The organism is Streptomyces sp. 150FB (assembly GCF_000818195.1).
In the GTDB taxonomy this organism is placed as follows: Bacteria; Actinomycetota; Actinomycetes; order Streptomycetales; family Streptomycetaceae; genus Streptomyces.
The window spans coordinates 5965297-5978442 of the sequence record NZ_JTHL01000001.1 but is presented as its reverse complement, the minus strand read 5'-3'; the positions used below and the strand labels follow the sequence as shown (position 1 = coordinate 5978442).

11 protein-coding genes are annotated in these 13146 nt (G+C 71.1%); 8 read left to right on the top strand and 3 right to left on the bottom strand.

All coding sequences use genetic code 11. From position 1 onward, the window contains the following. Positions 1–156 precede the first annotated feature (156 nt). From QR77_RS25815 to QR77_RS25805, 3 genes are all read left to right on the top strand, one after another. Positions 157–354 (top strand): hypothetical protein, encoded by a 198-nt coding sequence (locus tag QR77_RS25815; protein ID WP_040024467.1) that lies wholly within the window; start codon positions 157–159, stop codon positions 352–354. A gap of 197 nt (positions 355–551) precedes the next feature. Then, complete coding sequence (locus tag QR77_RS42410; protein WP_052489061.1) at positions 552–1409, top strand: hypothetical protein; 858 nt, start codon at positions 552–554, stop codon at positions 1407–1409. 53 nt (positions 1410–1462) lie between these two features. Next, positions 1463–2395 carry an RNA polymerase sigma-70 factor gene (locus QR77_RS25805; RefSeq protein WP_078877128.1) on the top strand — a complete coding sequence of 311 codons (933 nt, stop codon included), beginning with the start codon at positions 1463–1465 and terminating at the stop codon, positions 2393–2395. Here QR77_RS25805 and QR77_RS25800 read toward each other — a convergent pair. Continuing rightward, complete coding sequence (locus QR77_RS25800; RefSeq protein WP_040024466.1) at positions 2368–3633, bottom strand: hypothetical protein; 1266 nt, start codon at positions 3631–3633, stop codon at positions 2368–2370. The genes QR77_RS25805 and QR77_RS25800 overlap by 28 nt on opposite strands. Positions 3634–3773: 140 nt before the next feature. Between QR77_RS25800 and QR77_RS25795 the strand changes: the two genes are divergently transcribed. Continuing rightward, entirely contained in the window at positions 3774–4355 is a 582-nt protein-coding gene (locus tag QR77_RS25795) for a DUF6886 family protein (RefSeq protein ID WP_052489060.1), read from the top strand. A gap of 29 nt (positions 4356–4384) precedes the next feature. Here the strand turns inward: QR77_RS25795 and QR77_RS25790 are convergent, their stop codons facing one another. Beyond that, entirely contained in the window at positions 4385–4723 is a 339-nt protein-coding gene (locus QR77_RS25790) for a hypothetical protein (RefSeq protein WP_040024465.1), read from the bottom strand. Positions 4724–4727: 4 nt separating this feature from the next. Then, positions 4728–5246: a MarR family winged helix-turn-helix transcriptional regulator gene (locus QR77_RS25785; RefSeq protein WP_052489059.1), complete on the bottom strand. Its 519-nt coding sequence runs from the start codon at positions 5244–5246 to the stop codon at positions 4728–4730. 124 nt (positions 5247–5370) lie between these two features. Here QR77_RS25785 and QR77_RS25780 point away from each other — a divergent pair, with 124 nt between their 5' ends. The 4 genes from QR77_RS25780 to QR77_RS46925 form a co-directional block, all read left to right on the top strand. Further along, positions 5371–6177, top strand: a complete 807-nt coding sequence (locus tag QR77_RS25780) for an oxidoreductase (protein WP_040024464.1) — start codon at positions 5371–5373, stop codon at positions 6175–6177. A gap of 170 nt (positions 6178–6347) precedes the next feature. Further along, positions 6348–7667 carry an MFS transporter gene (locus tag QR77_RS25775; protein WP_078877126.1) on the top strand — a complete coding sequence of 440 codons (1320 nt, stop codon included), beginning with the start codon at positions 6348–6350 and terminating at the stop codon, positions 7665–7667. A 269-nt stretch (positions 7668–7936) separates the two neighbouring features. After that, entirely contained in the window at positions 7937–11815 is a 3879-nt protein-coding gene (locus QR77_RS25770) for an Ig-like domain-containing protein (RefSeq protein ID WP_150130448.1), read from the top strand. Positions 11816–12160: 345 nt separating this feature from the next. After that, on the top strand, positions 12161–13146 hold a 986-nt coding region (locus QR77_RS46925), incomplete at its 3' end, for an AAA family ATPase (protein WP_040028649.1).

Below are 13146 nucleotides of genomic sequence, written 5' to 3'. Positions count from 1 at the left end.
GAATGCCCGAATTTCTTCTCTGGCGAAGGGTGGCGAATAAGGCGTACGCCTGATTCAGGGCACCGCGACAGGAGAGGCTTCGACAGACATGGGGCCCCGTCCAATAACGGTGAGGAGCGCGACGCACAAGCAGCCCCCCGATGTGCGTTGAACACTATGTTTCCCTCGATCCTGCTCGATGCCGGCGCTCAGTTCCTCGGAGCGGCCCTGTTCGCCGGCGCGGCCGCACTGGTGGCCGCCGCACGTACGGCCTGGCGGCGCCGGAGCCGCGCCATTACCGGCTCAGGCCCGGGGCCCCGCCCCGTACCGGGGGCGACTCCGGGCCCCGAGACCCCCGCCGAGAGCAGCGAATAGAGCTCCCCGGGGCATGTGCGTCCGCCATTCATAAGCAATCGGCCACCGGCCGCCGGCACACCATCCAGCAGACGTGGAGTTTTCCTATGCCCATGCCGAATTTCGTCGCCCATCGGACGACAAAAAGAGTCGCCCAAAGGACGACACAACCTGCCCGGCCCGACGCGGAATACAATCGCTATTACGCGTGGCAGCACATGGCGGCCCCGCAGACCGCTCCCCAGGAGTGGGCCGGTGAACTCAGCAATGTGCCGGGCGTCTACGCTCCCACCGGCCGTCTGAAGGAAATCGCGGAGAAGTACGACGAAGCCACCCGGCTCCTCGAACTCGACGCGACGGAGGACCTGGACGAGACGGACCTGCTCGCGGGGCTGCTGATCATCCGCGCCCTGCGCGAGAAGCTGATCGAGGACGAGCGGCGCTTCATCGCGGCGGCCCGGCAACGCAAGATCACCTGGGCGCGTCTCGCCGACGCCCTGGAGGTCGGCAGCCGGCAGGCGGCCGAACGCCGTTACCTCCAGTTGCGTACGGACCTCGACGAGATCAGCGGGGACAGCCTGACCCAGCACGAACGCGTCGAATACGCCCGCGACCAGCGGGACCGGCTCGCCGAGCGCGCCTGGGCGGTCGAGCACGCCGATGAGATCCGTACCGTCGCCGCGGACCTGCTGGCCCTCGCCGATCTTCAGCGACGGGCCGACGGCTCGCCCCGCGCGCACAAGGCGCACAGCGCCGCGAAGCGCGATGCCGAACAGGAGGGACTGCCGCTGCCGGTTCCGACGCCGGCTCGCTGGCCGCTCCGGCTGCGTGAGGCCTTCGACCACTACGCCGCGCTCGCGGCGCGCGCCTCCCGGCAGGGGGCCTCCGACCTCGGTACCCGCCGGCCGAAGTCGGGAGGCGTCGCCCACGCCATCCATCAGATGTCGGGGCTGGTGGCGAACGCCGCCGACCCCGACATCGTCGACCTCACCGACCACCCCGCGCTCGCGGCACGCATCACAGCGCTGTACGGACAGCCGGACCCGCCCCTGGCGCTCCGATCGGACGACGCGTGACCACTTCACCCCCGCCCTTGTCCTTGGCCGCGCCGGACTGAAAGTCTGACGCCATGACCGACACGCGGAGCGCCGGCCAGGGCCCCGGCGCCGTGGACACCGCCGGCGACAGCGCCGAGCCGTTCGTGACGCACCGGCGGCTGCTGTTCGACGCCGCCTACCGAATGCTGGGAAGCGTCGCCGACGCCGAGGACGTCCTTCAGGACGCCTGGGTGAAGTGGTCACGCGTCGACCGGTCCACGGTCACGTACCCCAGGGCGTACCTCCTGCGCACGGTCACCAACCTCTCGCTGAACAGGCTCACTTCGGCGCGGGCCGTGCGCGAGACGTACGTCGGCCCGTGGCTGCCCGAGCCGCTCCTCACCGGCCCCGATGTGGCGGAGGCGGCCGAGACCGCCGACTCCGTCTCCATGGCGATGCTCGTGGTCATGGAGTCCCTCAGCCCGCTGGAGCGGGCGGTCTTCGTGCTGCGCGAGGTGTTCGGCTACTCGCACGCGGAGATCGCCGAGACCCTAGACCGGGGCGAGGCGGCGATCCGCCAGACCGCCCGCCGCGCCAGGGAGCACGTACAGGCGAGGCGCCCGCGCTACGACGCGGATCCGGCGGCCCAGAAGCTGGTCACCGAGAAGTTCCTCGCCGCGTGCACCGGCGGCGACCTGAACGCGGTCATGGAACTCCTCGCCCCTGACGTCACCCTGTGGTCCGACGGCGGCGGCAAGGTCAGCGCCGCCCGGCGCCCGGTCCATGGCGCCAACGGTGTCGCGCGCTGGATGCTCGGCGTACTGACCAAGCCCGAACTGCACGGCGTGGTGCTGGAGTTCGCCGAGATCAATGGGTACGGGGGCCTGCTGGCCACGGCGGGCGGCCACCCCGTGGGCACGGTGACCTTCGAGCTGGTGGACGGCCGGATCCAGGACCTGCGCTTCCAGGTCAACCCCGACAAACTCAGCGGCCTCGCTCAGGCGACGAAGCGTATCTCGGGGTAACGGGCCGACGGACCGTCCAGCAGGTGGCTGTCCCGGCCGCGCAGGTGGCGGTCGAAGAAGGCCCTCACATACGCCCGTTGGGCGGCGACCGAACGGTCCGGGTCCACGGTGCCGACGGTGGCGGCGACCTCCTCGGGTGTGAGGTCCAACTGCCGCGCCATCTGCGGCAGTAGGGACCCCAGGTCGGTGAACGAGGCGTGCGCCGAGCCGGTCAGGGTGAGGTCCCCGCGCCACCCGGTGCTGTGGTTCCAGGTCTGTTCCCAGGACGGGAGTGTGTGGTGGTCGTCGCCCTCGATCCCCATCAGGAGGAAGGGCCGGTTCAGGCCGTCCGTACCGACCGTGGACGGGTTCGACGGGTCGTCGTCCTCCTGGGTGTAGCCCAGCACACCGTCCATGTTCAGTGCGGCCTTGAGCCGCCGGTCGTCGTGGGCGGCCTGTGCCGCGGTGAACCCGCCGGCCGAATGGCCGAACATGCCGACGGCGCACGGGTCGACGGCCTGGCCGAGGCCGTGCCCGAGGGTGGTCAGGCGGTCGAGCACGGAGCGGGTGTCGGCGACCCGTATCGCCATCACACGCCGGAGCAGCGCGACGACCTTCTGCGCCGTGTCGGCCTTGTCGAACTCCTCTACCAGGACGGTGCGTTCGACTCTTCCCCCGGGGAACTCGACGGCGGGAGCCTCGTAGGTGTGGTCGAGGGCCACCACCACATAGCCGTGGGAGGCCAGTTGGTCGCAGAGGTTGGTACCCAGCGTGCGCGGGTCGAGTGCGCCCGGCGAGTACAGCACCACGGGACGGCGACGGTCGTACGGCGCGAGCGGCGCGCCCTGGTGTGCGTGCGAGAGCGTCGACGCCCAGTCGACCGTCTGCTTCGGCACCCCGGCGAGGTCCTTGAACGCGTCGAACGCCGCGGTCTCCCCCGCCGCCATCTGCGGGGCGCGTGGATGGCCGCCGGTGTCGCCGGCGGGGTAGCGGACGCCGACCATCAGCTCGCGGTAGGGCCGGGCGGGGACCCAGGGGTCGGGGCGCGACCGGTCGACAAGGCGGAGGGACACCGCACCGACGGGGTGGGGGCCGGTCGGCGCCGGAAGTGTCATGGCGGGGGCTCGGGTGGGCACGGTACGGCGGCGGCGGTCGCAGGCGGTCGCTGACGAGGCGCCCAGCGCGGTCACCCCGGTGAGCGCGGCGGTCAAGGCGGCCGTACCCAGGAGAAGTCGGCGTCGGTCGAGTGATCGGTTCATGCCTCCACGATGACGGCCGCACGCGTCGCGCTCGATCGTGGAGACACCCGTATCGGAGGTGGGGTGAACCGCCCTGCCGGGCGGTCCGCACGGCGAAAGTGGCTTGTGGCCGGGCGGCGAAACATAGTAGAACGCGAGGAATGCGACCACGAGCCGGCGAACTGCTCCACTTCTCCGAAGACCCGTCCATCAGCGAGTTCCACCCCCATGTGGCGGCCACCGCCCGCCAGTCAGACCCGTACGTATGGGCCGTCGACGGCACACAGGCCCCGGCGTACTGGTTCCCGCGGCAGTGTCCGCGCGCCATGGCCTGGGCGGGAGCCGGGACAACGGAGGCGGACCGGGAGCGCGTCCTCGGTCCGGGCGGGGGCGAACGCGTGCATGCGATCGAGTACGACTGGGTACGGCGGTTCCTGAGCGCCGAGCTGTACGCGTACCGCTTCGCCGCCGACGCCTTCCACCCCTTCGGCGGGCCCGTACCGCACGCGTTCGTGGCAACCCGTACCGTCACCCCGCTCGGCCCCGCCGAGCCCGTCGGTGACCTGCTGAGCCTGTACAGGGACGCCGGGATTCAGCTACGGGTGCTGGACGACCTGCGCGAATTCTGGGCGGAGGTGGTCGCCGGGACGCTGGAGTTCAGCGGTATCCGGCTCGCGAACGCGAAAGCTCGCCACAGCACCAAGGCCGTACGCGACCTCGCCGCACCGATCCAGGACGCCTGAGGACACGGGAGCCCTCGCCCTCCTAGGTGTCAGCGGAGGTCGACAGGTTCCGGGGTGGCGTCGTGGTCGGCCCACCGGACGGCCCGGACGCCGGGCGCGAGCGCGCGCAGCAACCGGCGCACGATCCGATCCGCTCCGTCCAGGGGCTCCTGGTCGGGGTAGGTCAGGACCCGGTGCCCGGTCTGCCACGCGAAAGGGTGGACCTGGCCGCCCTGTTGGACGCTCATCTCCAGGATGCCGCCGCTGTCCGCGTGTGTGATCCGGCTGCCGGGCCACAGACGGGTCACGCAGGCGGACAGTTCGTCATCCGTGAAGGTCCACTCCGCTCCGTCCTCCCGGTCGGCGCTCACGTAGAAGCTGGATCCCACCGCTTCAGGTCATCTTCCTGTCGAGGGACGTCGGGGTGCCGCAGTGCTCGTCGCCGCCGGTCAGGTCGTCCCGTACCAGGACCAGGAGTCGCGTCAACTGCGCGCGCTGGGCGTCGGTCAGCGAGCTGAAGAGGTCGTTCTCCACCTCCTGTTGGGCGGCCGCGCCGCCGCGCAGCCGCTGCTGCCCCGCCGCGGTCAGCACGACCAGGTGACGTCGCCGGTCGCGGGCGTCCCGGGTACGCGTCACCAGCCCCTCGGTCTCCAGTGAGTTGAGCTGCGTGACGAGCACGCTGGGCGCCGTGTCCGTCTCGGCGGCCAGGTCGGTCTGTGCCTGGGGGCCCCGGTCGTGGAGCAGCCCGAGGATGTGGAACTGGCGCGGGGTGAGGCCGTGGGAGGTGTGCGCCTCCCTCAGACGACGCATGGCCTCGTGCCCGAGCAGGGCGAGCAGGAGGCCGGGGCTGTTGCGGTGCTCGTCGAGCAGCGCCGGGCCGGGGGTGGGGGCGGGGGAACTGGCCGAGGTCACCGGTCCACTTTAGCGTATTCTGTAGCGCACTCGATCGTATAGGTTGCTACATTAATTACGCAGGTAAATGATTGAGGGAGTGCGAGTTCGCCCCTTCCTCCCCATGCATCCCCCGAGGAGCGCCATGTCTTCCGCCAGCCCCGCCCCGCCGTCCGATCCGAGCGCGGATCTGGGCCTGTACGGGGCACGCGCCGTCGTCACCGGAGGCACCCGTGGCATCGGCGCCGCCACGGTGAACCGTCTGGTCGCGGCCGGCGCACGCGTGGTCGCCGTCGCCCGTACCCCGGCCGAAGTCCCTGCCGGAGTACGCCTGGTGACCGCGGATCTGGCCACTCCCGACGGGGTCGAACAGGCGTCGGCCGCAGCGCTCGACCACCTGGGAGGCATCGATGTGCTAGTCGACAACGCCGGACGCAACACCCAGGTCCCCGACGGCGTCCTCACCGCCACCGACCACGACTGGCAGGTCAACCTCGACGCCAACTTGATGTCCGTCGTACGCCTCGACCGCGCCCTCGTCCCGCACATGACCGCACAGGGCCACGGCGCCGTTGTCCACGTTTCCTCGAACGCCGCGCGCTACCCCCAGCCCAACGGCGCCCCGTACGCCGCCGCCAAGGCGGCCCTCAACGCGTACAGCAAGAGCCTCGCCCTCGCCTGCGGCCCGCATGGCGTGCGCGTCACCGCCGTCATGCCCGGCGTCATCGAGACCGACGCCGTGGAAGCGAGCCTGCGGCAGGCCGCGGAACGCACCGGACGCGATCTGGACGCCATCCGCGAGGAATTCCGTCAGCGCCTCGCGGTCCCGCTCGGCCGCCCCGGACAGCCGGAAGAAGCCGCTGAGTTGATCGCCTTCCTCGCGTCCCCCCGCGCGTCCTACCTCACCGGTATCGCCGTCTCTGTCGACGGTGGCCTCCTCCCCACCCTCTGACGAAACCCGCCGACCGCCGCCCCGTACAACGAACGGTTGTGGCCTGCCGCCGGATCGGTTGTTTGATATCGAGGTCCCCTACTCGCTTTGATGCCGATGCCGAGATCGATGCCAAGGTCGATGGCAAGGCCGGCGTGGGGTTGTTCGGAGCGGCGAGAGGTGTACGGGACATGACCGGTAGACGGGCGCTGGGGCGGCGGTTCGAGTGGTTGTGGGCCTCGTACGCGGTCAGTTCGTACGGCACCTGGCTCGGGTTCGGCGCCTTCCCCCTGATCGCGATCCTCGTGCTGCACTCCGGGCCGACCCAGGTGGCGGCGCTCTCAGCGGCGGGCCGGGCGGTGGGGGCCGTGGTGGCCGTGCCGCTCGGTCCGTGGGTGGAGTTCCGCGGCAAGCGGCCGGTCATGGTGGCGATGGACCTGATCCGGTTCGCGGCGATGGCGAGCGTCCCCGCCGCGTACGCGGTCGGCCGGCTCAGCTTCGCCCAACTCCTCCTCGTCTCCGTCGTCGTGGCCGCGGCCAACATCACCTTCAACGCGGCCAGCGGCGCGTATCTGAAGTCGCTCGTGCCGCCGGAGGACCTGCTCGTCGCGAACGGCCGCTTCGAGTCAACGATGTGGACCGCGAGTGTGACCGGACCGCCGCTCGGCGGGGCCGCGATCGGGATCTTCGGCCCGATGACGACCGTACTGGCCGACGCGGTCAGTTACCTGCTGTCGGCTCTGGGCATCCGCGCCATCGGCGGCACGGAACAGCCCCCCGCGCGCACCGGCGCCGCGCGGCTGCGAGCACGCGATCTGCTCGAAGGGTGGCGGCACATCCTCACCCACCGCACACTGCGCCCGCTGTTCTTCAACGCGATGGTGGTCAACGGTTTGATCATGGCCTCGGAGCCGCTGATGGCCGTACTCATGCTGGGCCGCCTCGGGTTCGCACCCTGGCAGTACGGTCTCGCGTTCGCGGCCCCGTGCGTCGGCGGCCTGATCGGCTCACGCCTCGCCCGCCGCCTGGTGACGCGGTTCGGACAGCACAGGGTGCTGCTCGTCGCCGGGGCGCTGCGGGCGTGCTGGCCCCTCGGGTTGGTGTTCGTACGGCCCGGTGTCCCCGGGATCGTCATTGTCATCGTCGTCCAGTTCGGCCTGGTGACCTGCTGCGGCGTGTTCAACCCGGTACTGGCCACCTACCGGCTCGGCCACACCGACCCCGACCGGGTCGTCCGTACCCTGTCCGCCTGGTCGGTCAGCACCAGCGCCGCCATCGCGGCGCTGACCGCCGCGTGGGGTGTGCTGGCCGCCATCACCAGCCCCCTGACCGCGATCGCCGCCGCCGGGGTCCTCCTGCTGGCCACCCCGCTGTTGCTCCCGCGCAGCGAGAACGCACCTCAGGACGCAGAACCCCAGGACGCAGGACCCCAGGACACAGGACCCCAGGACACAGAACCCCAGGACACAGAACCTCAGGACACAAGCAAAGAGGCCACGAGCCTCACCTGACAGACGGGCCGTCAGTTACCCCCCATGTAACGCGTTTCGCGTCAGCGCAGGTCAGAGGCCCTGACCGCCTTGTCGGTCAAGTCGCCATTCGGCACGTTTTAAATCACGACAAGATCAAAAGTATGGAACATCTGGGTTTCGCCTCCCCACAACGGTAGTTGAGGTGTGAACGTTCGTGCGGCTGTCGAACAGTTGAAGCGGACGCGTCCCCGGACGCGCCGCGCACGGGCGGCTCTCGCTCGCGCCCGAAAGTGAGAGGTCAGGCACAGGTGCACATATCAAGACCCTTGCGGACGCGGCTGCGTCCGCTCGCCGGTGGAGTCGCGGCAGTGGTGGCGCTGAGCGCGCTGTCCGTGGTCGTCGCTCCCACGGCCAACGCGTCGACGACGTCCAACGCGTCCAACACATCCGACGTGGCCGACGCATCCGACACGTCCGACTCCTCCCCCGTGGTCCGCTCGGGCGACGGATGGACCGTGACCAGGGCGGCCGGCGGATACGTCGTCTCGCTCGACCTGGACAGCGCGCTCCCCGTCAAGAGCGACGTACCCGAACTGCTCGCCGACGGCGCCGACCTCGGTCCGGCCACGGAGTCCGCCGACGGCCGCACCCTGAAGGTCAGTACGGCCGACGCGGCGGTGGCCACGGCCAAGAGGGTCACCTGGCAGTGGTCAACCGGCGGCGACAGCACGGCCACCGGGCCGACCTCCCTGCTGTCGGCGGCGGCCCAGGCCAAGGCGCGGAAGCTGACCGAGGCCACCTCGGCCGCCAAGGCCGAGGCCAACGCGCGGCTCAGCGCCAACGCGACCGCCGGGGACATCGGCGGCGCGGGAACGACCCCCGACGACCCGACCACCGTCGGCACCGGCTCGTACGCCGTCGCCGACTACGACTTCGGCGCCCAGTCCATCGCGCTCGCGGGCATCGGCGGCATCCGCGGTGAGGTCGAGGGACGTATCTACCTCCCGACCGACGGCAAGCCGCACCCGGTCGTGATCTTCCAGCACGGCCGCCACAGCTCCTGCTACAACACCACGACCCTCCGGGGCGCCAGCGGTTGGCCCTGTCCCGCGGGCACGGCGCCGATCCTCAGTTACGCCGGTTACGACGCGGCCGCCGAGGCGCTCGCCGCCGACGGGACGACCGTCGTGTCGGTCTCCGCGAACGCGATCAACGCGAACGACAACCAACTCGCCCCCGACGACGGCGCGCAAGCCCGTGGACAGCTCGTCCTCGACACGCTGACCCTGCTGAAGAAGGCCAACTCGGGCGCCCCCGTCGCACTTCACGACGCGGCGACCGACCGGGACGTCACGCTCGACCAGGCGCTGGCCGCCGGCGAAGCCACCCACCCCGGCGGCACCATCACCCCGGCCCAGCTCGTCGGTTCCATGGACTTCGGCTCGATCGGGCTGATGGGCCACTCGCGCGGCGGCGAGGGCGTGGTCGCAGCGGCCACCCTCAACGAGGCGCTGCCGCAGCCGTGGAGCATCAAGTCCGTCCTGCCGCTGGCCCCCGTCGACTTCACCCGTACGACGCTGCCCGACGTGGTCACCACCACGATGCTCCCGTACTGCGACGGTGACGTGTCGGACCAGCAGGGGCAGCACTTCTACGCGGACTCGCGCGACGCCTTCTCCGACAGCGTGCTCCGCTCCGGTGTCTGGGTGATGGGCGCCGACCACAACTTCTTCAACTCCCAGTGGACGCCGCCGGTCCCTGGCGGCTCCGACGACTGGTCGAGCGCCTCCGACGCCGTGTGCGGGACGAACGCCGCCGCGCTGGCCTCCGGCAAGAACATCAGGCTCACCGCCGAGCAGCAGTACCAGGTCGGCGCCGCGTACATATCCGGCTTCTTCGAGGCGACCATCGGCGGACGCACCGAATTCCAGGGCCTGTTCGACGGTTCGCAGCTACTGCCGCCCTCGGTGGCCGCCTTCGCCGACATACGTACGATCGCCCAACAGCCGTTCTCCGCGCGGCGCGACGTCGCCACCTTCAAGACCACCGGCCCGCTCATAGGCACGAGCGCCACCGCGACCGCGACGGTCTGCGCCAACAAGTCCGGGCGGACCGTGCCGGAGCCGTATCCCCTCTGCACGAACCCGGGCAGCACCCTCACCAACCAGCAACTCCCGTACTGGACTCCGGCGTCGTTCGCGCCGAACGTACCGCTGAATGTCATGACCCACCTGACCTGGACGGCGACCACCGGCGCGCTCGGCGTGACGCTTCCGGCATCGCAGCAGAACGTGTCGGGCTACGACGAGATGACCGTCGGCATGTCGCCCGACGAGAGCGTCACCACCGGTACGGGGATGACGCTGAGCGTCAGTGACTCCTCCGGTCACACCTGGAGCAGCCCGGTGTCCGCCCTCAACCCGTGGGGCGTCACGCGGATGCCCGCCAGCGGATCGACGACGCTCGGCAAGATAGTGCTCCAGCAGGTACGCGTCCCCACCGCGACGCTCGCGGCGGCCGGGCTCGACCTCGCGCATGTCACCAAGGTCGGCTTCACCGCGGCCGTCGGCGCCGACGGTGCCACGACCGGCGGCGTCTACCTCTCCGACCTCGGCTTCGACACCAAGGCGCTGGGTACGCCCGGCGCGCAGGCCCGGCCGACCGTCAACGTCGCGTCCACCACGGCCGAGGAGGGCAACGGCCCCGGCGCTTCCCAGGCGGCGGTGTACCTGTCGCGGCCGAGCACGTCCCCGGTCTCCGCGTACCTCACCGTGGTCGGTTCGGCGACCGGCAAGGTCGGACTCGCCATGCAGAAGGTGACGTTCGACCCGGGTACGACCTGCCAGGTGGTCGACATCCCTGCGACGGGCGACACCACGGCGGGAGCCGCGCCCACCACCGCGTACAAGCTCGGCGTCTCCGACTCCGCCAACGCGGTCCTGGGCAGCCAGGACTTCGGCACGATCACGGTGCGCGAGGACGACGGCGTGACCGGTACGGCGACGGCGGCGCCGCCGGTCGGCGTCCAGGGCGACCCCTGCGCCGAGTACGCGGCGCTCAGCAGGCCCGGCGCGCTGACGGTCGGCGACACAGGACCGGAGCCGGGCGCGACCCTCACGGTCGGCGGCTCCGGCTACCGCGCCGGTGAGAGCGTGGCGTTCGAGATCGGCACGACGGCGCTCGGCAGCGCGGTCGCCGCGAGCGACGGTTCCGTCTCGTTCCAGGCGACCGTCCCCGCGGACCAGCCGTACGGGACGACAACGCTGCGCGCGGTCGGGGCCGGCTCCGGCTTCACCCGGACCGCCGACATCGATGTCCGGGCGACCACGGCGACCTCGCTCATCCTCGCTCCGGCCGCGCCGAAGATCAATGAGGCGGTCACGCTCAAGGCAGCGGTCGGCGGCCCGGGGACCGACGGCGGAACGGTGACCTTCCGGAACGGCACCACCGTGCTCGGTACGGCCCCGGCCACCAGCGGTACGGCGTCGCTGAGGCTCCCGGCCGGTTTCAAGGCGGGGACGTACAGCTTCACCGCCGACTTCGGCGGTACGGCGTCCGCCGACACCTCGGCTTCTCCCCCGGTGCGACTCGTACTGGTGAAGGGGCAGAGCTCGATCGCCATGGCCCTGCTGTCGAAGTCGGCCAGTTACGGCCATGCGGTCGGGGGCGTCTTCTCGGTGGCCGGCGCCACGAACGGTACGGTCACCGTCGCGTACGGGACCGGCTCGCTCACCGCGAAGGTCGGGCGCACCGGGGCGGGTTCGTTCACCCTGCCGGCTGCACTCGCGGTCGGCGCGCACACCGTGTCCGTACGGTTCTCGGGCACCGACTCGGTGGACCCGAGCGGGGTGGCCTCGCGCGAACTCACGGTCGCCAAGGCGAAGACGACAACCTCGCTCACGCTCTCCAGGACCAAGCTGCCCCAGGGGAAGTCGGAGACCGTCAAGGTGACGGTCGGCGGCCACAGCGGGGCCGCGTACCCGACCGGCACGATCACGGTGACGGCCAAGGCCGGCGGCAGGACGACCACCCAGAAGGTCAGTCTGACCGCCGCGAAGAAGGGCGTGGTCAGCTTCACGTTCACCCTCCCGAAGCAGAAGGGCACGGCGGCCGTGACCGCCGTCTACGGGGGCGACGGGAACTTCACGGCAAGCACGTCGGCGAGGCGGCAGGTGAAGCTCACCTGATGCCCGGCCGCTGAACAGGGGAGGGGTGGGCGGGGCCGCGTGGTCCCTGCCCGCCCCTCCGTTGGTGCTTCCTGATCAGCGTGGATGCGATTTGTGGCACCTACAGGCACAGTCGCGCAGTCTCTAGCCAGTGGCAGCCCGGAGGGACAGAATGGTCCGGTATTGAACCACTGGTTCGGCGGAGGCTCTCCTCGGCGGGCGGTCGCTCGAACATCCGGACGCGAACATCCGGCGGGAATCCGGGAATCCGGGAATTCACTCCGCGGAGTCCATTCCGGGAATCGCACTCCGGGAGGTCGCACTCCGGGAACTCCGGGTGGCTTCCTGAGGACGGAAGGCACGGCCTTGGCAGAACAACCGGCGGCCCCGCACGACGCGCCCCCGGTCCGTGGACCCCGGCTCGTCGGGCGGGCGGCGGAGCTCGGCCGGACCGTGCGCGCCCTCACCGCCGCCGCCCCGGCGACCGTCCTCATCGAGGGCGAGGCCGGCATCGGCAAGACCCGGCTGCTCCAGGAGGCGCTGAAGGATCCGGCGCTCACCGGAGTGCTGGTGGCCGGCTGCCCGCCGTTCCGTGAGGCACTCACCCTCGCCCCTGTCGTGGACGCGGTGCGCCAGGCCCGTGCCCAGGTGGACGATCTGCGCCTGACCGCCCTGGCCGGCGCCCTGCGCCCGCTCTTCCCCGAGTGGGCGCACGCGCTGCCGCCGTCGCCCGAACCGCTCGATGACGCGGGTGCCGCCAGGCACCGCCTCTTCCGCGCCCTCGACGAGCTGCTCACCGGATGCGGCACCACCGTGCTCGCCGTCGAGGACGCGCACTGGGCCGACGAGGCCACCCTCGATTTCCTGCTCTTCCTCGCCACCCGGCCCGCCGCCGACCGGATCAGCCTCGTGCTCACCTATCGTCCCGAGGACGTGCCGCCCGGCTCCCAACTGCTGCGCCTGTCAGCCAAACCGGCCCCCGGCTCCACCCACACCCGGGTCGTGCTCACCCCGCTGACCGTTGCCGACACCGCGCGGTTGGTCTCCTCGATGCTCGACGACGAGCACGTGTCCGACGCCTTCGCCTCGTTCCTGCACGAGCACACCTCGGGACTCCCGCTCGCCGTCGAGGAGTCCGTACGCCTTCTGCACGACCGTGCCGACCTGATACGGCACGGCGGTGAGTGGCGGCGCAGGACCCTCACGCAGATCGGCGTGCCGCCCACCATCCGCGACGCCGTGCTGGAACGCGCCGCCCGGCTCGGCCCCGACGACCGCCAGGTGCTGCGCGCCGCCGCCGTCCTCGCCGAGGCCGCCGACCCCCAGTTGGTCGTCACCGTCTCGGGGCTGCC